The 22,719-nt window shown below is 62.2% G+C and carries 21 protein-coding genes and 1 tRNA gene; 10 read left to right on the forward strand and 12 right to left on the reverse strand.

Features of this window, described 5'->3' with window-relative positions; genetic code table 11:
- Window positions 1–142 precede the first annotated feature (142 nt).
- Window positions 143–949, reverse strand: coding sequence for an isoprenyl transferase (locus tag ABIE18_RS05740; protein ID WP_223948379.1), 807 nt, complete (start codon window positions 947–949; stop codon window positions 143–145).
- 105 nt (window positions 950–1,054) lie between these two features.
- On the opposite strand from ABIE18_RS05740, the gene trhA reads away from it, so the two are divergent.
- Window positions 1,055–1,699 (forward strand): PAQR family membrane homeostasis protein TrhA, encoded by a 645-nt coding sequence (trhA, locus tag ABIE18_RS05745; RefSeq protein ID WP_499721700.1) that lies wholly within the window; start codon window positions 1,055–1,057, stop codon window positions 1,697–1,699.
- Here the strand turns inward: trhA and ABIE18_RS05750 are convergent.
- The 3 genes from ABIE18_RS05750 to mca form a co-directional block, all read right to left on the reverse strand.
- Complete coding sequence (locus ABIE18_RS05750; RefSeq protein ID WP_499721702.1) at window positions 1,692–3,851, reverse strand: thioredoxin domain-containing protein; 2,160 nt, start codon at window positions 3,849–3,851, stop codon at window positions 1,692–1,694. The genes trhA and ABIE18_RS05750 overlap by 8 nt on opposite strands.
- Complete coding sequence (locus ABIE18_RS05755; protein ID WP_477515225.1) at window positions 3,829–4,128, reverse strand: hypothetical protein; 300 nt, start codon at window positions 4,126–4,128, stop codon at window positions 3,829–3,831. The genes ABIE18_RS05750 and ABIE18_RS05755 overlap by 23 nt, the downstream gene beginning before the upstream one ends.
- Window positions 4,129–4,237: 109 nt before the next feature.
- Window positions 4,238–5,143 (reverse strand): mycothiol conjugate amidase Mca, encoded by a 906-nt coding sequence (gene mca / locus ABIE18_RS05760; RefSeq protein WP_499721703.1) that lies wholly within the window; start codon window positions 5,141–5,143, stop codon window positions 4,238–4,240.
- Window positions 5,144–5,220: 77 nt separating this feature from the next.
- Between mca and ABIE18_RS05765 the strand changes: the two genes are divergently transcribed.
- Both ABIE18_RS05765 and greA read left to right on the forward strand, forming a co-directional pair.
- The gene (locus ABIE18_RS05765; protein WP_499721704.1) at window positions 5,221–5,679 is read left to right on the forward strand and encodes a DUF4307 domain-containing protein; all 459 of its coding nucleotides are present in this window, start codon (window positions 5,221–5,223) and stop codon (window positions 5,677–5,679) included.
- A 151-nt stretch (window positions 5,680–5,830) separates the two neighbouring features.
- On the forward strand, window positions 5,831–6,325 hold the full coding sequence (gene greA / locus ABIE18_RS05770) for a transcription elongation factor GreA (protein WP_216924913.1): 495 nt from the start codon (window positions 5,831–5,833) through the stop codon (window positions 6,323–6,325).
- Between the two features lie 135 nt (window positions 6,326–6,460).
- On the opposite strand, the gene ABIE18_RS05775 is transcribed toward greA, so the two are convergent.
- The 4 genes from ABIE18_RS05775 to ABIE18_RS05790 are packed head-to-tail and all read right to left on the reverse strand — an operon-like array spanning window position 6,461 to window position 10,636.
- A complete protein-coding gene (locus tag ABIE18_RS05775; protein WP_499721706.1) occupies window positions 6,461–7,075 on the reverse strand; it encodes a rhomboid family intramembrane serine protease in 615 nt (204 codons plus the stop codon).
- 12 nt (window positions 7,076–7,087) lie between these two features.
- A complete protein-coding gene (ilvA, locus tag ABIE18_RS05780) occupies window positions 7,088–8,326 on the reverse strand; it encodes a threonine ammonia-lyase (protein ID WP_498701881.1) in 1,239 nt (412 codons plus the stop codon).
- Window positions 8,327–8,329: 3 nt separating this feature from the next.
- Window positions 8,330–9,610 carry an AI-2E family transporter gene (locus ABIE18_RS05785; RefSeq protein WP_499721707.1) on the reverse strand — a complete coding sequence of 427 codons (1,281 nt, stop codon included), beginning with the start codon at window positions 9,608–9,610 and terminating at the stop codon, window positions 8,330–8,332.
- 57 nt (window positions 9,611–9,667) lie between these two features.
- Window positions 9,668–10,636 carry an aldose 1-epimerase family protein gene (locus ABIE18_RS05790; RefSeq protein ID WP_499721877.1) on the reverse strand — a complete coding sequence of 323 codons (969 nt, stop codon included), beginning with the start codon at window positions 10,634–10,636 and terminating at the stop codon, window positions 9,668–9,670.
- Window positions 10,637–10,718: 82 nt separating this feature from the next.
- Between ABIE18_RS05790 and galT the strand changes: the two genes are divergently transcribed.
- The 3 genes from galT to ABIE18_RS05805 are packed head-to-tail and all read left to right on the forward strand — an operon-like array spanning window position 10,719 to window position 14,328.
- The gene (gene galT / locus ABIE18_RS05795; RefSeq protein ID WP_499721709.1) at window positions 10,719–11,879 is read left to right on the forward strand and encodes a galactose-1-phosphate uridylyltransferase; all 1,161 of its coding nucleotides are present in this window, start codon (window positions 10,719–10,721) and stop codon (window positions 11,877–11,879) included.
- Window positions 11,876–13,036, forward strand: a complete 1,161-nt coding sequence (gene galK, locus ABIE18_RS05800; RefSeq protein ID WP_499721710.1) for a galactokinase — start codon at window positions 11,876–11,878, stop codon at window positions 13,034–13,036. Before galT ends, galK begins: the two co-directional genes overlap by 4 nt.
- Before the next feature lie 53 nt (window positions 13,037–13,089).
- Entirely contained in the window at window positions 13,090–14,328 is a 1,239-nt protein-coding gene (locus ABIE18_RS05805; protein ID WP_499721711.1) for an acetyl-CoA C-acetyltransferase, read from the forward strand.
- A 100-nt stretch (window positions 14,329–14,428) separates the two neighbouring features.
- Here the strand turns inward: ABIE18_RS05805 and ABIE18_RS05810 are convergent, their stop codons facing one another.
- Window positions 14,429–15,352, reverse strand: a complete 924-nt coding sequence (locus ABIE18_RS05810) for a Bax inhibitor-1/YccA family protein (protein ID WP_499721712.1) — start codon at window positions 15,350–15,352, stop codon at window positions 14,429–14,431.
- Between the two features lie 278 nt (window positions 15,353–15,630).
- Here ABIE18_RS05810 and ABIE18_RS05815 point away from each other — a divergent pair, with 278 nt between their 5' ends.
- Genes ABIE18_RS05815 through ABIE18_RS05830 form a run of 4 tightly spaced genes read left to right on the forward strand, consistent with a single transcriptional unit; the run spans window position 15,631 to window position 19,843 of the window.
- On the forward strand, window positions 15,631–17,028 hold the full coding sequence (locus ABIE18_RS05815; protein WP_499721713.1) for a branched-chain amino acid ABC transporter permease: 1,398 nt from the start codon (window positions 15,631–15,633) through the stop codon (window positions 17,026–17,028).
- A gap of 9 nt (window positions 17,029–17,037) precedes the next feature.
- Window positions 17,038–18,006 (forward strand): branched-chain amino acid ABC transporter permease, encoded by a 969-nt coding sequence (locus tag ABIE18_RS05820; RefSeq protein WP_499721715.1) that lies wholly within the window; start codon window positions 17,038–17,040, stop codon window positions 18,004–18,006.
- Window positions 18,003–19,076 (forward strand): ABC transporter ATP-binding protein, encoded by a 1,074-nt coding sequence (locus tag ABIE18_RS05825; RefSeq protein ID WP_499721716.1) that lies wholly within the window; start codon window positions 18,003–18,005, stop codon window positions 19,074–19,076. Before ABIE18_RS05820 ends, ABIE18_RS05825 begins: the two co-directional genes overlap by 4 nt.
- On the forward strand, window positions 19,073–19,843 hold the full coding sequence (locus tag ABIE18_RS05830) for an ABC transporter ATP-binding protein (protein WP_431119032.1): 771 nt from the start codon (window positions 19,073–19,075) through the stop codon (window positions 19,841–19,843). Before ABIE18_RS05825 ends, ABIE18_RS05830 begins: the two co-directional genes overlap by 4 nt.
- Before the next feature lie 234 nt (window positions 19,844–20,077).
- Here ABIE18_RS05830 and ABIE18_RS05835 read toward each other — a convergent pair whose 3' ends face one another.
- From ABIE18_RS05835 to ABIE18_RS05845, 3 genes are all read right to left on the reverse strand, one after another.
- Window positions 20,078–21,433, reverse strand: coding sequence for an ABC transporter substrate-binding protein (locus tag ABIE18_RS05835; RefSeq protein ID WP_499721717.1), 1,356 nt, complete (start codon window positions 21,431–21,433; stop codon window positions 20,078–20,080).
- Between the two features lie 223 nt (window positions 21,434–21,656).
- Window positions 21,657–21,730: transfer RNA gene (locus ABIE18_RS05840), tRNA-Leu, on the reverse strand.
- Window positions 21,731–21,751: 21 nt separating this feature from the next.
- Window positions 21,752–22,672 (reverse strand): N-acetyltransferase, encoded by a 921-nt coding sequence (locus ABIE18_RS05845; RefSeq protein ID WP_499721718.1) that lies wholly within the window; start codon window positions 22,670–22,672, stop codon window positions 21,752–21,754.
- Between the last annotated feature and the right edge of the window lie 47 nt (window positions 22,673–22,719).

Here is a 22,719-nt window from a genome sequence, read left to right on the forward strand (position 1 = left end):
CGCTCCATCTACTGGCCTCCCCGATCAGCGGGCGGTTTTGCCTGCTGATGGGATTAACGTAATCCCACTCACAGAAAATTCCGAAACCTGCGTCGGCAAGTCGCATTGCCAGCTGATTAATTCCTGGTTAACCGAAGCGCACCTAGGAGCCGAAGCGGCGCTGGCGTCCGGCGTAGTCCCGGAGCGCCCGCAGGAAATCAACCTTGCGGAATGCCGGCCAGAGGGCTTCGCAGAAGTAGAACTCGCTGTAGGCGCTCTGCCACATCAGGAATCCGGAGAGCCGCTGCTCACCGGAGGTGCGGATGACGAGGTCTGGATCCGGCTGGCCGCGCGTGTAAAGGAACCTCGAGATGTCATCCACCGAAAGTTCATCTGCGACGTCGGACATGGTCCGCCCCTTGGCGACGGCGTCGCGGAGGAGTTCCTTAACGGCGTCGACGATTTCACGCCGCCCGCCATAGCCGACTGCCACGTTCACATGGATTTTTTCATGGACAGGGGTCCGGGCGGTCAGCTTATTCAGACGGTCGGCCAGATAGTCCGGCAGAAGCTCTGGCGCACCCATGGCGTGCACGGAGACATCCTCATTTTCATCCAGCCGGTCCATGGTGTTGGCGATGATTCCCATGAGCAGGTCAAGCTCTTCGCCGGAGCGGTTCATGTTGTCCGTGGAGAGCATGTACAGCGTCACTACTTTGACGCCAAGCTCCTGGCACCAGCCAAGGAACTCGTGGATCTTGTCCGCCCCTGCCTGGTGTCCCTGGCTGGTTGGCGCGTTGAACTGGCGGGCCCACCTGCGGTTGCCATCCACCATGACACCGATGTGCCTGGGGATGCGGTCCTGCTTCAGCGAGCGAAGGAGTTGGCGCTCGTAGAAGCCATAGAGGAAACCGGGCAGCTCCACCGGACTCTCACCTGACTTCCTTGCTCTTACGACGACGGCGCACATCCAAGGCTACCTTCCCGAGCTGCCTCGCAGGTGCAGGGCTGGGTCGCATTCACATCCAGAGAGGGTTACTGATCAGTAACTTACTGAAGCGTAGGTTACTCTTTAATGATGGCCGAGCTGCTCACTATCAAGCCCGCATGGCGTGGTTGGATCCACGCCGTTGCCGCCCCTTTCGCCCTCGCGGCTGGAATCGTTCTGGTGGCTCTTGCCCCCACAGCCGACCGAAAGATCACGTCCACGATCTATGCGGTAACAGGCGTCCTTCTCTTCGGTGTCAGCGCCGTTTACCATCGCGGAAACTGGTCCCCGAAGACCCGGCTGGTGCTCAAGCGCCTGGACCACACGAACATCATGTTGGTGATCGCCGGAAGCTATACGCCGCTGGCTTGGTCGCTCCTGGAGCGCTCCCAGGCGGTCACGTTGCTGTGGATCATCTGGTCCGCGGCCATAGCCGGGGTGCTGTTCCGGGTTCTGTGGACCGACGCTCCGCGTTGGTTATACGTCCCGATCTATATTGCGCTGGGCTGCGGGGCGCTCTTTTACCTTCCCGAGTTCTTCACAGCGAATGCCGCCTCTGCCACCCTCATCTGCGTTGGCGGCGCCCTCTATATAGTCGGCGCGGTCTTCTATGCCATTAAGAAGCCTAATTTCAGCGTCCAACACTTCGGGTTCCACGAACTCTTCCATGCCTTCACTGTGCTGGCATTCGCGGCCCACTTCGTCGCCATCATGTTGGCAGTCCTCAGCTAGCGTCGGAGGTCATCCGCGCAAGCATTGATTGCACCTCCGCAACCGTCCCCACAGGCCTCTCGCACACCATATCCCGGCACAAATACACTTGTGGCGAGCCGTCAGGCGCACCCGTGCGATGAACCAGCAGCGGAACCTCGCCCTCACCAGCCGGGGACGCGGCGTCGTTCTCTTGCAACGCGACCACCAGGCCCGGGCTGGCGGACTTCAAAAGCGCGCCGTGCACTGCCTGCCGCAATGACGAGTCGGGACCAGCGACGGCGGCCTCCACCGGCCCCGCCAGCGCGGCCTGCGCCGTAGCAAGGAGCCACCCGGCAGCGCGGGGCGCTCGTGTGGCCAGCGGAGGAAGCAGGCCCAGGATGTTCCCTGCCATGAGGCGGTGGGCGTGCGAGCCTGAGTACGCCGAATACGTCAGCAGCACCCCGGCAAATCCGGCAGCCCCGCTGGGCGTGGCATTGTCGAACGGATCAAGTGCAGCGCGTTGCCCTTGGGCGTTGAACACCTGGGCCGATTCCCCGGCCGAATCGGCGAGGTGTCCATCTTCGACAAAACGCGCTTCAGCGGCCCGGATGAGGTCTTCCGCGAGACGGTACCAGCGCTTTTTTCCCGTCATGGCGTACAGGGAGAACAGGCCCTCTCCGCAGAATGCGTAGTCTTCCAGGAGTCCGCCGATCCCCCGGGGCTTGGAATTGTGCGAGACCCGGACCAGCAGCCCCCGTTCGGCGTCCCAGTGCACGGTCTCGAGATACTCCGCAACATTCTCAGCTGCAGCCACAAGGTCCGGGCGGTCCAGCACCGCTCCGGCCTGGGCAAGCCCCGCGATCGCGAGCCCGTTCCAACCCGCCACAACTTTCTCGTCCCGGGCGGGCTGGTTCCGGAGATCGCGCGCGGCCAGGAGCGCGGGCCTGACGCGGCGCCAAAGCGTGGATTCAGGAACGGACAGATGCCGCCCGGCATGCAGGGGTGAACCCCATTCCGAGACGGTCCCTTGGGCGCCAATATTCATCATGCGGGCCACCTCCTCGGCGTCACCGCGGCCGAGGACTTCCAGCAAGGATGCGGGCGTCCAGAGGTACGCTGCGCCTTCATGGTGCACACCGTCCACCACGGTATCGGCATCCAATGATGAAGCCAGTCCACCCCCAGGCAGCCCCAGTGAGGCCAGCATCCAATCCCCGCACCTGGACGCTACCTCCGCCGCCTCCTCAGCGGAGAACACCTCATTGCCCCCAAGCCGCACCCAGTGAGCGTAGACGCGCAGAAGCTGGGCATTGTCGTAGAGCATTTTCTCGAAGTGCGGCACGGACCAATCCGCCGTAACCGAGTACCGGGCGAAACCGCCGTCGAGTTGGTCGCACAATGCCGAACGCGCCATCCCCGCCAGCGCCCGCCCAGCCATGTCCCGCGCATCCTCCGCAGTCTCCGACAGTGCCGCTGCGTGGCGGATGAGGAACTCAAGAACCGCCGACGGCGGAAACTTGGGAGCGCTGCCGAACCCACCGGCGTCGGGGTCTTCAGAGCGAGCCAAAACCCTTACTGCATCCGAAAGCAGCTGGGCATCCACCACCTCAGGCGGGCCGTCAAGCCGAACGGCAGACGACAGCTGGGCGTTGGCCATGTTCGCGGCCAGTCCCCTCGCGTTTTGCTCAACGGCTTCGCGGCGCTCAACCCACGCCTTATGGACCGCTTCAAGCACGTTTCGGAAGGACGGCCGTCCAGGCAAGGGAACGGGCGGGAAGTACGTGCCCGCATGGAAGGCGAGGCCCTCCGGAGTCAGGAAAACGGACATTGGCCAGCCGCCCTCGCCGCTGATGGCCTGCGTGGCCGTCATGTAGACAGAATCGACGTCCGGCCGTTCTTCACGGTCCACTTTGACTGGCACGAAGTGGGCATTGAGGTAGTCCGCAGTCTCCTGGTCTTCAAAGGATTCATGGGCCATGACATGGCACCAGTGGCAGGCCGCATATCCGATGGAGAGGAAGACGGGGACATCCCGGGCTGCGGCAAGGGCGAACGCTTCGTCGCCGAAAGGACGCCAGAAGACCGGGTTACCTGCGTGTTGGCGCAAATAGGCAGACGGCTCCGAACCCAGGACATTCGCAGCCCCGGGCCAGTTGCTTCCGCGTGGGTCAGCGGCTTCCGGGAGCGGCATCGCCGTTCTCATCCGTAGTGCCGGCGTCGCCGCCCGCACTATCAAGGGTTCCGGCTTCCGCAGCCAAGCGTGCCTCCTCCACCTGCGCACGGTACCGAACCCGGCGGATACGGCGAACCATGTCCACGATGAGGAACGTAGTGAGGATCACGATGAAGGCCGTGAGGACGAAGCCCCAGGTCCCGGGCGTCACCTGGTCCTCGGACAGGCCAGGCCGCAGCGTCCCGGTAGGGTCCGGCGACGGACTGACGGTCAGGGCGAGGATCAAGTGGTGCACGTTCAAACCTTCTATGGGAGCTTATGCATGCCAGCTGGCTTCAGCGCGGAGCCGGGCAGTTCAATGGCCGCCGGCGATTTCTACAAACGATAGAAACTAGTGGCAATACTTATCTTATCCCCGCAAAGAGATCCTTTTCGGGCAGTTCCGTGGGCACCCGGGACTTGATCAGCGTGTAGTCCTCCCAAGGCCATGCCTTCCGCTGCAGGTCAGGTGAGACCGCAAAGAAGAAACCCATGGGATCGATCTGTGTCCGGTGCGCCCGAAGAGCGTCATCGCGCGCCTCGAAGAAGTCACCGCAATCCACCTGCGTGGTGGTCTGGTGCGTGGGAGCAGGAGGAGTGTGGCCCTCGGCGTCTGCCTCAAGCCACGCCGCGAGCCGCTCAGCATAGGGCGACTGCAGCCCGGCCTCTTCCAGCGCAAAGTGCAGTGCACGGAAGCGTTCGGGGCTGAAGGCGCGGTCGTAGTAGAGCTTGCTGGGCGCCCATGGCTCCCCTGTTTCCGGATAGCGCGCGGCGTCACCCGCTGCCTCAAACGCCTCCACGGCAACTTTGTGGGCCATGATGTGGTCCGGGTGCGGATAGCCACCGTTTTCGTCATAGCTGATGATGACGTGCGGCTTGAAGTCGCGGACCAGACGGACCAGCGGAGCCGTGGCCCGCTCCAACGGCTGCAAGGCAAAGCATCCCGGCGGAAGCGGTGGAAGGGGATCGCCCTCTGGCAGGCCCGAGTCCACAAAGCCAAGCCATCGCTGCCGAATGCCAAGCACGGCGGCCGCATTGGCCATTTCCAACCGGCGGGCACCCGCCATGTCGCGCTTGGGGTGCGGAGCGTCCACCATGCCAGGGTTCTGGATATCCCCCCTGGATCCATCAGTGCAGGTGGCGACCATGACGTCTACTCCTGCAGCGGCATACATCGCCATGGTCGCTGCACCTTTGCTGGATTCATCATCCGGATGAGCGTGGACGGCGAGCAGCCGCAGCTGCTGCTCGGAACTGCTGGACGCTGTCACTTGACGGCTCCTCTTTCATGGATGGTGCAAAATCAGGACTGTGCAGGAGGCGCCGGGATCCGCACTAAACTGGATAGGTGACTTCAGAGGACCTATCGGCCAACGAACTACCGGCAAGCAACAGCCTAGCCAATCGCTACGGTCGTCAAAAGCGCGGCTTGACCCGTACATCGAAGCGGAACATCGTCATCGTGGCCCTGGTCCTTGGAATTGTGTTCGCCGCATGGGTAGCTACGTCCTCTGCACAAGCCCCGGTGACCTTCAAGGACATCGGATACAGCACTGTGGATGGCACACGAGCCGAGGTCGATTTCCAGGTCACCAAATACCCGGGAGCCACGGCCAAATGTGCCGTGAAGGCCATGGATTCCAAGTTTGCGGTGGTGGGCTGGAAAGTGGTTGAGATCGGCCCTAATGAGCCCAAGGACGGTGCCGACGGCGGCAGCACAACAGCCCAGCGCACCCTATTGAGAACCGAGTCCCCCGCTGTCTCCGGGGTAGTGGATAATTGCTGGATCGTGGACAGCGGGAAATAACAATCGTGTGACCCACAACTCAACCAGTTTGGGTTCGTCCAGAGGATTTACTACAATGGATGAAACCTTCACCCCGTTAAGTTGGTTACTGAGTTTCACGAGTGGCCACCTCGGCGGGGTCTTTGCTTTGTCAGATCAAGAGGAGAAATCCGTGTCTACCACCAACAGCGCCACAGCAGCTTGGCTTACCCAGGAAGCTTTCGACCGCTTGAAGGCTGAGCTGGACCACCTTTCCGGCGCTGGCCGGGCGGAAATCGTCCAGAAGATCGAAGCCGCCCGCCAAGAAGGCGACCTCAAGGAAAACGGCGGATACCACGCAGCCAAGGAAGAGCAGGGCAAGATTGAAGCCCGCATCCGTCAGCTCACCGCGCTCCTGCGCGATGCCCAGGTGGGCGAAGCCCCTGCCGATGACGGAATCGTAGAGCCCGGCATGTTGGTTGTCGCTCGCATCGCCGGGGACGAAGAGACGTTCCTGCTCGGCTCCCGCGAGATCGCGGGCGACTCCGACCTCGATGTCTTCAGCGAGAAGTCTCCGCTGGGTGCCGCCATCATCGGCCACAAGGAGGGCGACAAGCTCAGCTACACCGCCCCCAACGGCAAGGAAATTCCGGTGGAGATCGTTTCCGCCAAGCCGTACGTCGCCTAAGCAGCGCGAAAAAGCCCGACGCCGGTCCACCCCTTCGCAGGGTGGGCCGGCGTTTTTCGTGCCGGGCTACCCAACTGGGTCGCAGCAGTGCGCGTTTTGAGAGCTCATAACGCGCACAAATGCGACTCAGATGGGTCAGATGGTGGGCTCGGGTTTCGGACGCAACAGGACGGCTGCGATGATCCCTCCAATGGCGCCGCCCAAATGGGCCTGCCACGAAATGAAGCCCATGACGGTGGGCAGCACCCCAAAGAGGATGCTGCCATACGCCATGAAGAGGACCACGGACAGCAGGATCTGCCACCAGCTCCTGTTGAAGAATCCCCTGACCAGCAGGAACGCGAAGAACCCGAACACCAGCCCGGACGCCCCCACTGTCACGCCTCCCCCGCCGATAAGCCACACCATGAGTCCCGAACCCAGCCAGCTGAAGGCCAAGGCAGTGAGGAAGACCCTGATGCCGGCCAGGAAAACCAGGAAGCCGAAGATGACGAGGGGCAGGGTGTTGGACAGCAAGTGGTTGAGGTTCGCGTGCAGCAACGGAAACGTCAGGATGTCCAGCACTCCGTCCATGCTGCGGGATCGAAGCCCAAAAGTACTGTTAAGGCCATGCCTCGTCAGCGTGTTCAGGAACTCGATCACGTACAGCAGGATAACGAAGCTGCCCATGAACAGCAGGCCGCCCTTGGCTCGGCCCGCGAGTGTCTCCTTGGCCTCGGCCTTGGATCCGTCAGGCGTTTCGAGCACCATATGCGACTCCCGTCAGTGCACCACGATCGGCTGGAAGCCCTCGGCCCTCAAGGCGCCGAGGACCTGTTCGCCGTGTTCGTGGCCCTTCGTTTCCAGGTTGATGGTGATGGAGACATCGCCCATGCTGATGGAGCCACCCAGTCGCGTGTGATCAAGGCCAGTGACGTTGGCGTCGTTTTCGGCAATGATGCGGGCGATCGTCGCCAATGAGCCCGGGCGGTCATCCAGCATCATTCGAACCGTCATGAACCGGCCCGCAGCCGAGAGACCACGCTGGATAACTTTGAGCATCAGCATCGGATCGATGTTGCCACCGGAAAGCACGACGGCGGTGTTCCCCGGGTTTTCGATCTTGCCATCCATCAGCGCGGCTACTCCCACCGCGCCTGCCGGCTCCACGACCATCTTGGCCCGTTCCAGCAGGAAGATCAGGGCCCGGGCAAGGGAATCCTCGCTCACAGTCACAACATCGTCCACGAGCTCGCGGATGATGCTGAAAGGAAGCTGCCCTGGCCGTCCCACCGCGATGCCGTCGGCCATGGTCGAAACCTTTTTGAGCGGCACCAGGGCGTCCGCAGCGAGGGACGGAGGGTAGGCGGCCGCATTTTCCGCTTGTACGCCGATGACACGGATCTCGCGACCGAGCTCCTTGGCCTTGGCCTTGATGGCCACTGCGACGCCTGCAAGAAGTCCTCCGCCGCCGACGCCCATGAGAATGGTGTCCACGTTGGGGATCTGTTCCAGGATTTCCAGTCCGATGGTGCCTTGGCCGGCGACGACATCCACGTTGTCAAAGGGGTGCACAAAGACTGCCCCCGTTTCGTTGGCGTAGCGCTGGGCTTCGGCCAGTGCCTCATCCACGTTGTGGCCGTGCAGGATGACTTCGGCACCATGGCTGCGCGTTGCTGCAAGCTTGGGAAGCGCGACACCGAGCGGCATATAAATGCGCGCGTTGATGCCCAGGCTCTTTGCGGCGACGGCTACGCCCTGCGCGTGGTTGCCTGCCGAGGCAGCCACCACACCGCGCTTCTTCTCGGCATCAGTCAGGCGCGCCATCCGTACGTAGGCGCCGCGGACTTTGAAGGATCCGGCACGCTGCAGGTTCTCGCATTTGAAGAAAACATTGCCGCCCACGAGGCTGCCCAACGCCCGGGACGACTCCACTGGAGTCTTGGTAATAATGCCCTCGAGCAGCTCCTGCGCCTTGAGGACATCGTCCAGCGTGACGGGCAGGGTATCGAGGGTATTCACTGACTATTCTCCTTTGTTGGTGTCAACTGCAGGCTCCTGGACGGAGGTGTTATCTGCGGCCTTGGTCTTGCCGGCAGCGCTGCTGCCGCTGCGGGATCCGGCTCGCGGAAGGTGGACTTCCTTGAAGTTGGAGTCGCCATCGGTTTCCGACGACGCGGCTCCAGGCTGCAGCTCAGCCGCGCCCAATCCTTCATCATGTTCCCACGTCCGGCCGGCAATGTAGCGAACCGCCGTGTTTACTACGGCGAGCAGCGGCACTGCGAACAGCGCGCCGGGAATGCCCGCGAGATAGGATCCGGCAGCTACCGAAAGGATCACCGCCACGGGATGAAGCGCCACAGCCCTACCCATGACCAGCGGCTGCAGGATATGGCTTTCAAGCTGCTGGACAAGCAGGACGATGGCCAGCATGATCAGCGCATTGACGGGTCCGTTCGCCACAAGGGCCAGCAGGACGGCGATTGCACCAGTAACCAGCGCACCCACTACGGGAATGAACGAACCAATGAACACCAGGACAGCCAGTGGAAGCGCGAGGGGAACCTGGATGATCGCGGCACCGGCTCCGATACCCACGGCGTCGATGAAGGCAACGAACATTTGGATCCGCACATAGCTGACCATGGAGGTCCAGCCGCGACGTCCGGCACCATCAGCGGCCCTCCGGGCTGTCTTGGGCAGAAGCCGGACCAGGAACCCCCAGATCCGGCTTCCTTCCAGCAGGAAGAAAATCAGAATAAAGAGTGCCAGCACCAGGCCGGCCGCAAAGTGTCCCGCAGTGCTGCCAAAGGACAGGGCGCCGCTGAGGATGGTGCTGCTGTTGTCCTGCAGGGCAGTGGCACCGTCTGAAATGTACTGGTCGATTTGGGCGGCCGTCAGGTGCAGGGGTCCGGCTGCCAGCCAGTCCTGGATCTGTTGGATTCCTGTGAGTGCCTCCGTCCAAAGCTCCCCGAATCCTGAGACAAGCTGCCTGCCTACCAGGGCAAGGGCACCTCCGATTACCCCGATGAAACCCAGCACTGTAATGGCCACGGCTGCACCGTTGGGCAGATTCCGCTTGCGCAGCCAGAGCACCACCGGGTAGAGGAGTCCGGCCAAGAGCGCAGCGACCATGACCGGAATGATGAGAAAGCTGACCTTGCCCAGCAACCAGACCAGGGCGCCGATCATCAGCAGGATCAGGCCCATCCGCCACGACCACGCGGCCGCAATGCGCACCCCGTAGGGAATGTCTTGGGCAATTTGTCGGTCAGAACGTGATTTGGCGTCCGGTGTTGGCGTCATGAACCCATAATTCCGCAGGCCGCCCCGTATGGGAAACCGGCCCGCCGCGCACATGGCCTAGACGGAGGCCGTTATCCCCCACGTCATGGTGAACGTCTCCCCTGGCACAAGCCAACGCAAACCATCCCCGCTGTTAAAGGCATTGGCTGGACCGGTCATGGGCTCAATAGCGACTACTTTTGATCGGCCAGGGAAGGTGTCCGTGACGAACACGTGAACATACTGGCAGCTCTGGTCCTGCTCGAGTGACACGCTGCGTCCATCCGGCGCCGTCAGCGTATGCCGGGCCACGCCGCCGTCGAACGTCAGGTCCGTCAAGGCGACGTCGATGTCCAAGCTGCCCACCGCGCGACCAGCAGAAAGGTCAAAGTCTCCCTCCACCGCAGCGGTGCTGCGGGGAATCAATCGTTCGTCCGCTACCAGGCGGGTGTCGGCTTTGACGGTCAGGACCAAATCTTCGGGGGCTACCTCGCCCAGTCGAAGATAGGGGTGGGCGCCCAGGACGACGGGTGCGTCGTCCTGGGAATCGTTGACCATCGTCTGTGAGACACGAAGGTCCAGGTTTTCGTCGAGTTCATACCGAACGATGTGCCGGACAAGGAAAGGGTAGCCGTGCTGGGGGAAGACGGTTGCTTCCAGTGTCACTGAGAACTCAGACTCGTCCACCAGGGTGTAGCCGGTGTTCCGGAGCAGTCCGTGGCTGGCGTTGTTGCGTGAGACCTCGGTGATATCGAGCTGCTGCTTTTTGCCGTTGAGATACCAGACTCCGTCCTCCACCCGGTTGGCCCACGGGGCGAGCGTGATGCCCGTGGCGCCTGGCGGAATCTTGGCGTCACCGTAACTTTCGGTGAGTTGGACGCCTCCGCGGGAGTACAGCCGAAGGCCTGCCGCAAGCTCGGTGACGATGGCGAGCGCATCATCCCGCCGAAGCTCGAATTGGCGGCCGGTGGCGAAGCGTCGGGGTGCTGATTCGGCCGGGCTTTGGGCAGATGACGAAGAGGCGGACATGGCAATACCGTACTGCATGCGTTGCCGCTCCCAGAGAATCATGATGTTAGCTTTTGTTTGAAACTATGCGTTTTTGATTGCTTTGTGGGATGATGGACCCATGAGCCGCATGACCCGCACCCGCCTCGCTGACAACCGCGAGTTGATCTACTTTGACGACCCCGGAACTCCTGAGCGCACACCGGACTCACTGGTGGACCACCGCGAGCTTCCGGCGCGTGGCGAGCCCGGCGAGGTCAGGTACGACGCCCTGTCCGGCGAATGGGTAGCTGTGGCGGCCCACCGCCAAAGCCGTACTCATCTTCCTCCGGCCGACCAGTGCCCTATCTGCCCCACGACCGCGGCGAATCCCTCGGAAATTCCCGCTTCGGACTATGACGTCGTGGTTTTTGAAAACCGATTCCCCTCACTGGGACCGGCGCTGGGCGAGATCCCGGAGATCCCCGGTCATGGATCCGCCGGGCATGGCGTCACCGGGCCTGCCTTTGGCCGCTGCGAAGTTGTGGCCTTCACGCCGCAGCACACAGGGTCCTTCGCCGAATTGGGAGAGACCCGCGCCCGCACCGTGATCGAGGCCTGGGCACAACGCACAGAAGCACTGAGCGCCCTGCCCGGCATCAAGCAGGTCTTCCCATTCGAGAACCGGGGCGCCGATATCGGAGTCACCCTGCACCACCCCCACGGCCAGATTTACGCGTACCCCTACGTCACGCCCCGGGCCGCCACTTTGGGCGCGGTAGCCCGCAAGTACTACGACGACGTCGACGCGAAAGAAACGCTCGGCGCGTCCCTCCTCAGGGCAGAACGCGAGGATGGCAGCCGCATGGTTCTGGAAGCCAAGCACTTCAGCGCCTACGTGCCGTTTGCAGCCCGCTGGCCTCTGGAAATCCATCTGGTCCCCCACCGCAGCGTCCCTGACCTCGCGGCCCTGACGGGCGAAGAACGCGACGAGCTCTCCTACGTCTACCTGGACCTGCTGAAGCGGCTTGATGCCCTCTACCCCACCCCCATGCCGTACATCTCTGCTTGGCACCAGGCACCGCTGGACCCGGTCCTGCGGCCGGCCGGGCAGTTGCACCTCCAGCTGACATCACCGCGCCGCGCTGCCGACAAGCTCAAGTACTTGGCAGGCTCTGAAGCAGCCATGGGAGCGTTCATCAATGACACCACCCCGGAAGCCGTGGCGGAGCGACTCCGCGACGTCGCTGCAACCACCGACGCCACACGGTTGGCCGACACCCTGGAAGGCACCCGAGCATGACCACCACCACTGACACCAGCGTGCTTTCTGCCCGCTTCCAGGAAACCTTTGGTTCAGTTCCCGACGGCGTGTGGCAGGCACCGGGGCGCGTGAACCTGATCGGTGAACACACGGATTACAACGAGGGCTTCGTCCTGCCATTCGCGATTGATAAGACCGCCAAGGTAGCAATCAGACTCCGTGCGGACTCCACGGTGCGGCTGCTGTCCCTGTTCGGTGGTCACGGCTTGGTAGAGGCGGAACTCTCCAGCGCGGAACCGGGCTCCGGCGAAGGCTGGTCACGCTATCCCCTCGGGGTTGCCTGGGCCTTGAAAGAGCGTGGCATCGACGTTCCCGGTTTTGACCTGCTGCTGGATTCGGACGTTCCGCTGGGCGCCGGGCTCTCGTCCTCCCACGCTATCGAATGTGCCGTCATTTCCGCCCTCAACGACCTCACCGGGGCAGGTTTAGGCGCCGAGGATCTGGTGCTCGCCACCCAGCGCGCTGAGAACGTGTTCGTCGGCGCACCCACCGGCATCATGGACCAGTCAGCTTCACTTCGCGGAGCCAAGGGTCATGCTGTGTTCCTGGATTGCCGGGACCAGCACGTTGACCTGGTCCCCTTCGACGCCGAGGCCTCGGGCTTGGTCCTGCTGGTCATCGACACCAAGGTGTCGCATTCACACGCCGACGGCGGTTACGCCTCCAGGCGCGCCTCCTGCGAGTTGGGTGCCGAAATCCTCGGTGTCAAAGCACTGCGCGACGTCGGCGTGGAATCCCTGGAGGAAGCGGCGGGTCTGCTGGATGAGATAACCCTTCGCAGGGTCCGGCACGTGGTCACCGAAAACGACCGCGTACTCCAGACCGTGGAAATCCTCAACACCGAAGGCCCGGCCAGCATTGGCGCGTTGCTGGATGCCAGCCACGTGTCCATGCGCGACGACTTCGAGATCTCCTGCCCTGAGCTCGACCTCGCCGTGGAGACATCCAGGGCCAACGGCGCGATCGGCGCCCGCATGACCGGCGGAGGTTTCGGCGGCTCCGCCATCGCCCTGACCCCGGTAGGCCAGGAGCAGCAGGTGCGTGACGCCGTCGTGCGTTCCTTCGCGGAGAGCGGTTTTACCGCCCCGGACATCTTCACCGTGACTCCAGCAGCAGGCGCCCTTCGCTTGGCCTGACCCCTCAGGCTTACGCCCGTCTTCCTCCCAGACGCCGGGCGTAAGCTGGGGCCATGACTGAGGCTGTCATCGTTTCCACTGCCAGAAGTCCAATTGGGCGGGCCTTCAAAGGCTCCCTCAAGGACGAACGCCCCGACGACCTTGCTACTGCCATGGTGCAGGCTGCACTCGCCAAAGTTCCGGGTTTCGATCCTGCCGCCGAAGAAGGAGGCGGCCTTGATGACATCCTCCTGGGATGCGCCGAACCCAGCGGCGAGGCGGGCTCCAACATGGCCCGCATCGTCGCTGTCCTTGCAGGCCTGGACCACGTACCGGCGGCTACCATCAACCGGTTCTGCGCGTCCAGCCTGCAGACTCTCCGCATGGCATTCCACGCCGTCAAAGCCGGTGAAGCGAACGCGATCATCTCGGCCGGTGTGGAGAGCGTCTCGAGATACCAGAACTGGGCAGGGGCCGGACAGACCGACGCCGGCAATCACAACCCGCTCTTCGAATCAGCAGCCCAGCGGACAGCAGCCCGGGCGGCGTCGAACATTCCCTGGACGGATCCGCGGCTTGGCGGCAGGCTTCCCGATATCTATATCGCCATGGGCCAGACAGCCGAGAACGTCGCCACCAGCTACGGAATCGGTCGGGCAGAGCAGGACGAGTGGGGTGTGCTGAGCCAGAATCGCGCCGAAGCAGCCATTGCCTCGGGTTTCTACGCCCGCGAGATCACACCGTACACGCGCAAGGACGGGACCCTGGTTGACCGGGACGACTCCCCGAGGGCAGGAGTGAACTTGGAAGCTGTATCCGCTCTGCAGCCCGCTTTCCGGCCCCAAGGCACAGTGACCGCGGGGAATGCGTGCCCACTGAACGATGGCGCCGCCGCCGTCCTGGTCATGAGTGACACCCGTGCACGCGAGCTTGGACTCCAACCGTTGGCCCGGGTTGTCTCCACCGCCGTCTCCGCCCTCTCGCCCGAACTCATGGGCATGGGGCCAGTTGAGTCAACGCGACGGGCGTTGGCACTGGCAGGACTGACGATTGACGATATCGACCTCGTGGAGCTCAACGAAGCTTTTGCCGTCCAAGTCGTTGCAAGCGCCCGTGAACTTGGCATCGACCCACAGAAGCTCAACGTCCACGGTGGAGCCATTGCCCTGGGGCACCCCTTCGGCATGACTGGCGCGCGCATGACCACCACGCTCCTGAATGGTTTGAAGGAACGCGACGGAACCCTTGGCCTGGCCACGCTATGCGTGGGAGGCGGCCAGGGAATGGCTGTGGTGTTCGAGCGCCTGAGCTGAGGCACCCTTGGGGCAGCACCCCTGTTTAAACCAAGCCCGCCGTTTAAAGAAAAATGCCCCCGAAGTAATCCGGGGGCATTTTTCCTGAACTCGGGCGGACTTAGTCGTCGCCCCGCAAAATCGCCAGAAGCCGAATGATTTCAACGTAGAGCCAAACCAGGGTGACGGTCAGGCCGAAGGCAGCGATCCAGGAGTAGCGCTCAGGGGCGCCGGCACGGACGCCTTCTTCGATGCTGGTGAAGTCCATGATGAGCGAGAAAGCTGCCAGGCCAATGGCCAGGATGCCAATGAAGACACCCAGCGGGATGCCAGCAATGGTGATACTCGTGCGGAGGCCGAACGGTTCCTGGACCGCACCGGTCCACATCATGACGAGGTTGATCAGCGCAAAGACCGCGTAGCCGATGGTGGCGATCATGAAGAAGCGCACCATCTTGGGTGTGGCGCGGACCTTGCCGCTCTTGAAGAGCATCAGCGTGACGCCGAAGACGGCCAGCGTACCGATGACCGCTTGGAGGCCGACGCCAGGGAACATTCCGTCAAGGATCCGGGTCAGGCCACCGAGGAAGAGTCCTTCAAGGCCCGCATACGCCAGAATCAGTGCCGGAGAAGGCTGCTTCTTGAAGGTGTTGACCAGCGCCAGGACGAAACCGCCCAGTGCACCGACGATCATGAGCATGGTGGACAGGGCCGGCGCTACAAAGAGCGTGATGCCGGCGCCGATGACCAGGGCAACAAGGCAGGCGACGGTCTTCATGATGACGTCGTCGTAGGTCATCCGGCCGGTATCGGCGGGTCCTGCTGCAGGCTGGTTGTACATCTGCTGCAGTTGTTCGTTGGTCATGTTCTGCTGCGAGGCGGACCAAGCGGACTGGGCATCGAGGACCTGTCCAGGCGCGCGGCCAGGTGCCTGGTTAAACTGCTGGCCGTACGGGTTGGAATACGGATTTTGCGGAACAGGCGGTGCCTGTTTTGCTCCACGGAAATTCTTTCCGTTGAAGATAGGGTTTCCGCCAAGTGCCATTGCGGGTGTCCTCCTGAAAAGGGCTAAGTGATAATTCACGGTACCAATTACCACGCGCCCAGGGCACAGAAAGTTCCCTTGTTCACCCAGACGAAACTCAACCGTGACACGAATGTGGGAGATTGCCTGTTGCCTATAGCTTCACAGTTGTTATCCGATCGCTATCTTCTGACCTCAATGCAGTGCATTTTTTAGCCGCACTGAGCGGTAACATAGGCCACACATGGGTGACTTAGATCACAATCGAGGCAGCTAGGCAAGAACTGTTCACAAGCCCCATGACCGTTCGCACCGGCTGCAATGGCGCAGCCGGGACCACCCCCACTGTGGAGGTTTCCATTTTGAGAAGCACACTGCGCGACCCGTCCATGAGACGGTCCAAGGGACTGCAGAGAGCCGTGGGGGCGTTCTTCGCAGCCCTCATTGCCACTCTGTTGATCGCCGCCCCCTCGGCGGAGGCTACCACCCCCTCGCCTTCGCCATCCCCAACGAATTTCCAGAACAATATCAGCGGCTTCCTCCGCGACGATGCCCGTGCTCCCATACCGGGCGTGAAGATCAAGGCCTCGGGCAACGGGTTCGAAGGGGAAGCCACCTCCGGAGCAAACGGCGCCTGGACCATAGGTGTCCCCGTGCAGGGCACGTACAGAGTTGAGCTGGATACCTCCACCTTGCCGGAGGGCATCAAGCTTGCCGATGGCCAGGAGAATCCCCGCGATGTCACGTTCAACCAGACGTCCAACCTGTCGGTGATCTTCGCTTTCGGCAAAGGCATCGTCATCCAGCAACAGGACTTCGGCCAAAACCTCCTCAACCGCCTGGTTGCAGGACTGAGTTTCGGCCTGCTGCTGGCCCTTGCCTCCGTGGGCTTGTCCCTCATCTTCGGCACCACAGGCCTCACCAACTTCGCCCACGGCGAGATGGTGACCATGGGTGCTGTCCTGGTCTTCATGTTCAACGGTTTTGGTTTGCCGTTCTGGCTGGCCATCCTGCTGTCCCTGATCGGCGGCGCGCTCTTCGGGTACGTCCAGGATGCGGGACTCTGGCGGCCACTGAGGCGGCGCGGCTCGGGCTTGGTCCCCATGATGATTGTCAGCATCGGCCTGGCACTGGCCATCCGCTACGTGATCCAGTTCTTCTTCGGCGGCGCCACCCAACAACTGCCCGGAGCCCAAAGCGCTGAGGTCCAGATCGGGCCCATCTCCATCTCTCCGAACAACCTCTGGTCCCTGTTGATCAGTGCCGTGGTGATTGCCCTGATCGGCATCGTCCTGCTGAAGACCCGTCTCGGTAAGGCAACCCGTGCGGTGGCCGACAACCCGGCTCTGGCCGCGGCTTCGGGCATCGACGTCGACTCGGTCATCCGACTCGTATGGATCGTCGGCGGCGTCCTCGCTTCCCTCGGCGGCATCCTGTGGGCCTACTATCGGCCCGGTGTGACGTTCGACATGGGCTCGCAAATCCTGCTGCTCATCTTCGCCGGCGTGACGCTCGGTGGTCTGGGAACCGTCTTCGGTGCCCTGATCGGCTCCATCGTCGTCGGTATCTTCGTGGAGTTGACGACCGTCTTTGGCCTCCCCGCCGACCTCAAGTACGTTGGCGCTTTGTTCATCATGATTGTTGTTCTTCTGTTCCGACCGCAGGGTATCCTCGGCCGGCGTGAGCGTGTGGGTTAGGAGCGGGCCATGGACTTCGGATTTATTCTTTCCAGCGCCCTTGGCGAATTGTTCAGCCCGACGACGGCGGCCTACGCACTTGCTGCTTTGGGCCTCGCCGTCCACTTCGGCTACTCAGGCCTGTTGAACTTCGGCCAGGCCGGATTCATGGCAGTGGGAGCCTACGGTTTCGCCATCTCTACGTTGACCTTCAAGACGCCGTTCTTCATCGGGTTGCTCATCGCGGTCCTGTGTTCGGTGATCTTCGCCTTCATCCTGGGTATTCCGACACTGCGTTTGCGGGCGGACTACCTCGCTATCGTCACGATCGCAGCAGCGGAAATTGTGCGCTACGTCGTCACTACCAACCAGCTCACCAGCGTCACGGGTTCGGCAAACGGACTGGCCGCGTTCGAGGGTGGCTTCTACTCCATGAATCCCTTCCCCGAGGGGTCCTACATGGGCATGAACAACCGCGACTTCTTCATCCGCGTTGTGGGTTGGAGCCTGGTCATTATCTGCTGCCTGCTGGTCTGGCTGCTGATGCGCAGCCCTTGGGGCCGCGTCCTGAAGGGCATCCGCGAGGACGAGAACGCTGTGCGGTCACTCGGCAAGAATGTCTACTCCTACAAGATGCAGGCCCTCATCATTGGCGGCATCCTGGGTGCACTTGCAGGCATGATCTTCACCCTCCCCCGCGGCGCCGTCCAACCATCCAACTACGGCACGGAGCTCACGTTCTTCCTCTGGACCTGTCTCCTGCTCGGTGGCATGGCAACTGTCCTGGGCCCGGTGATCGGGGCCATGATCTTCTGGGTGGTGCTCTCGCTGACGCAGAGCCTGCTTTATGGGCTCATCGAATCCGGAGTCATCACCTGGCTGACCACCGTTCAGGCCGGCCAGCTGCGTTACATCCTTGTTGGTGTGGCACTGATGCTCCTGATGATCTTCCGCCCGCAAGGCGTCTTCGGCAATAAGAAGGAGCTTGCTTTCGCATGAGTGAGACCAACGAACCAAACAGCAACAACCCAGTCAACCCGCCTACCCCTTCCAGCACTGGTAGCTCTGGCAGTTCTGCCCACCGCGCCGTCCCCAGCGACGAGGCAGGGATCGACTACATGACCGATTCGCGCCCCATTGCCGTCGGGGAAAACACCCCGGGCTGCAAGAAGCGCGATCCTATTGTCGTGGCCGAAAACGTCACCCGTTCCTTCGGCGGCATCAACGCCGTGGACGTGGAATACCTGGAGATCCCCCGCCACAAGATCACTGCATTGATTGGGCCCAACGGTGCCGGCAAGACCACCCTGTTCAACTTGCTCACCGGCTTCGATACGCCAAACACGGGCAAGTGGCAGTTCGAAGGAAACAGCATTGCCGGCGTCTCGTCTTACAAAGTGGCGCGCATGGGCATGGTGCGGACATTCCAGCTGACCAAGGTCATGGGCAAGCTGACAGTCATGGAAAACATGCGGCTCGGTGCTGCGGACCAGCCAGGCGAGCGTCTTTCCAAAGCCCTGTTCAAGGGCATCTGGGGTGGCCGCGAGAAGGAAATCACGGCACAGGCACACGTGCTCTTGGAGAAGTTCAAGCTGGATACCAAGAAGGATGACTACGCTGCTTCCCTCTCCGGCGGCCAGCGTAAGCTCCTGGAGATGGCACGGTCCCTCATGGTGAGGCCCAAGCTCGTCATGCTCGACGAGCCCATGGCCGGCGTGAACCCGGCACTGACCCAGTCCCTCCTGGACCACATCAAAAACCTCAAGGCTGAAGGCATGACAGTCCTGTTCGTGGAGCACGACATGAACATGGTGCGCCACATCGCAGACTGGGTAGTAGTCATGGCAGAAGGAAAAATCGTGGCCGAAGGCCCTCCCGGGGAAGTCATGAAGAACCCTGCCGTGATCGATGCTTACCTTGGCGCACACCACGACGTTGACCTCGGCGACGCAGAAGGCATCAAGGTGCTTGAGGCAGAACTTGAGGCCGACGAAGAGTCGGTGGTGGGAACCGAAGATGCAGGCATCCTGTCCGACATCGTAGAAACCAAGAAGGAGGACGGGAAATGAGCAGCACCAGTGCAATGCCCGCCTCGGCAGATGCCCCGGCCAGCGATTCTGTCGTCAAAGTCACCAACCTGGTGGCGGGCTACATTCCTGGCGTCAACATCCTCAACGGTTGCTCCATCGAGGCCCGCAAGGGTGAACTGATCGGCATTATTGGCCCCAACGGTGCCGGTAAATCCACCCTGCTGAAGGCCATGTTCGGCTTGGTCAAGGTCCACTCCGGCACTGTAATAGTCCGGGGTCAGGATCTCACCGGCTTGAAAGCCAACAAGCTTGTCACGCAGGGCGTCGGCTTTGTCCCCCAGACCAACAACGTCTTCGCCACCCTCACCATCGAAGAGAACCTCCAGATGGGCATGTTCCAACGGCCCAAAGCATTCGCCGAGCGCTTCGACTTCGTTGCCAGCCTCTTCCCCGAACTGGCCAAGCGACGTGCCCAGCGAGCCGGTTCCCTCTCAGGAGGTGAGCGCCAGATGGTAGCCATGGGGCGGGCACTCATGATGGATCCCGCGGTACTCCTGCTCGATGAGCCATCGGCAGGCCTCTCCCCCGTCAAGCAGGACGAGACCTTCCTTCGGGTCCACGAGATCAACCGCGCCGGCGTCTCAGTCATCATGGTGGAACAGAACGCCCGCCGTTGCCTGCAGATCTGCGACCGCGGCTACGTCCTGGACCAAGGGAAGGACGCCTACACAGGCACTGGGCGCGAGCTCATGAAGGACCCCAAGGTTATCCAGCTGTACCTGGGAACTCTGGCCGACGAGGTCTAGCAGCCGCGTCATACACGCACGGAGGGCCTTGGGTATACCCCAAGGCCCTCCGTGCGTCCGGGACCCCCAACACACCCCGCCCCGTTGCCAGGCCCACTCTGCGCCCCACACCCGGGAGCACGCACACCAGGCCCCACAACACCCCCGGCGCCGGAGCTGAAAACAAAACAGAACAGGTCCCCTACCTGGAGCGGAAGGGGACCTGTTCTGGTTGTGGTCTAGTCGGGGTTTGGCTTAGAGCTTGCCGAACTCTTCACGGACCGGCTTGTAGGTGTTGTTGTCCTGGTATTCGTAGATACCGATGTACGCCTCGGTGGGGTCACCGGCGTCGGAGAACGTTACCGGACCCGACTGGCCGTCGTAGTCGATGTCCTTGCCCTGGCGAAGCAGGGTTACGCAGGAGGCGAAGTCGGTGCACTTCTCGCCGCCTTGAGAAACGTCCTTCAGCTTGGCTGCAATGTCCGTGCCCTTGGTGCTCTTTGCCGCTTCAGAGGCCAGCGAGATCAGGTTCACGGCGTCGTAGGACTCGCCCGCGTAGCTGTAATCCTTCAGTGCAGGATCGATGGCGAGGAGCTTCTGCTTGAAGGCGTCCTTGGCGAACGTACCGGGGATGGTTCCCTGTGCGCCCTTCAAGGTGCCGGCCTGGAAGTCCTTGCTGTAGTCCGAGGTGTTGCCGTCAACCATGAACAGCTGCGTGGGCTTGATTCCCTTGCCGGTGATCAGGGGGACGATGCTTTTTGCCTGGTCGAAGGTGATCAGTGCAATGGCGTCAGGCTTGGCGGCGATGACCTTGTCCACCTGGCTGCTGAACTGCGAGTCACCTTCGTTGAAGAGCTCCTCGGCAACAACCTTGCCGCCAGCGGCCTCAAAGGCCTCCTTGACGTTCTTCTGCAGGCCGGTGCCGTAGGCGTCGTTGAGGACGATCATGCCCACAGTCTGGGCTCCACAGGTAGCCATGTAGTTGCCCAGGACCTTACCCTGCAGGACGTCAGAGGGGGCGGTACGCCAGTACAGGCCCTTGTCGTCCCAGGTGGTGAAGTCAGGCGACGTGTTCGCAGGTGAGAACTGGATGACTCCAGCGCCTGTGATCTGGTTGATGACCGTCTTGGAAACACCGGACGAGGCTGCACCAATAACTGCGCTTACGCCCTGGCCCAGGAGGGCGGTGGTGGACTGGGTTGCGATGTCGGTCTTGGTGTCACCGGAGTCACGGTGCACCACAGAAACCGGAGCGCCCAAGACGCCACCAGCATCATTGACTTCCTTGATGCCGAGGTTGACGCCAGCAATTTCCGGTGGGCCGAGGAACGCCAGCGACCCCGTTGTCGGCAGAAGCGATCCAAGTTTCAGAGGAGTGGCGGTAGTGGTGGTCGAGGGAGGTACGGGTCCCGTATTGGTAGCAGCCTGGCTGTTGCCGGCTCCCGCCCCTGCACTCGGAGCCGGGCAGGAGATGCCTGCGGCGGCGGCGGAACTGGACCCGGTCTGGCTCGGCGTGGAGGACCCACCACAAGCTGTGGCCAGGAGGGCAACCCCAATGCCAAGCGCTGTAAGCTTGGCGGCTCGGGGCGCCGCTTGGGAAAGATCAAACATTCGTTGTCTCCTCGATCGAAAGGTGCGAACTGCCTTTGATGCGATAACTCAGGTGTTCCTGATTAAGACTCAAACTAGTGCAATTGATCCGGGAAGATAAGTGATTCAGGTCACATCCCTATAACACTCGTTGCCTGTGGGGAATCTACGAGCCTGCTGGGAAAAGTCTCTGAAGAATAGCTGACAAAGGGAAGGGGAGGAAACATCCTCCCCTTCCGCTCTGTGCCCCAGGTGGGACTCGAACCCACAACACGCGGATTTTAAGTCCGCTGCCTCTGCCAATTGGGCTACTGGGGCGCCCGCACCATGGTATCCCAGCTACACGCGATCGAATGGCGCCGCGTAGCGAAAGGTTCCCCGAACGCCGTCGGGCCATGCCGGGAGCGGCAGCAGCTGGAAGTGATCGCCCCAGGCTGGCTCCGGCGGTTCCACACCCAAGGAGGTGGCCGGCACGTAACCGAAGCGCGGGTAGTAGAGCGGGCTGCCCAACAAAGCTATAGCCGGCTCCCCCGCGGCCGTGGCGCGCGCGGCGGTCTCACGCATGAGGGCCGAACCGACGCCGCGTCGCTGAAACTGGGGAAGGACGCCGATGGGACCCAACCCTACGAGTTCCAGGTCGCCGATCCAACCGCGGGTGCTGATGGCATGGCCAACGATGTCCCCGCCGATTTCAGCCACGATGCTCAACTCTGGAATGTACTCATCGCACTCGAAGAGCTCGCGCAGCAAGCCAACCTCCAAGGGAGTCCCCTCAACCGGCTGACCGGTCACCGGAGACACGGAGAAGGCCCGCGCCGTCAGTTGCAGGATTTCAGGGCGGTCTTCTGGCCGCTCCGTCCGCAGTACCACTCCCCGGGCCAGCAAACGCAACACGTCCAGCGCGCGGTCGGCGTCTGCTACGGGGACCAGCAAGTGGTCATGGTGAAAACCCGCCAGGACGTTGCAGCTGATGCCTGCATGCGTCAGCGCCGCACTGACGGCGGCCGTCAATCCCACCGCTTCCAATGCGGAGTGAATCTGGAGCGTAATCCAGGAGGCTACGAAATCGTAGGAAAGACCAAGCCTGTCCGCCTCGTCCCGTGGTAGGACCACCGTCAAACCTTCGGCTTCCCGGACAGCGGCCTCGATATCGCCTTCCAGCGGCTTGCCATGCGGCCAGAGCGCGTACACATAGTCACCATCCCTGATGACAGGATGCAGGGACTCCAGGAGGGTCTTCAGATCGGTTTCGCCAGGCATGGCAACAGCTTAAACGACGACGACGGCCACTCCCCTCAGGGAGCAGC

This window comes from Arthrobacter sp. 2762 (assembly GCF_040548745.1).
In the GTDB taxonomy this organism is placed as follows: Bacteria; Actinomycetota; Actinomycetes; order Actinomycetales; family Micrococcaceae; genus Arthrobacter.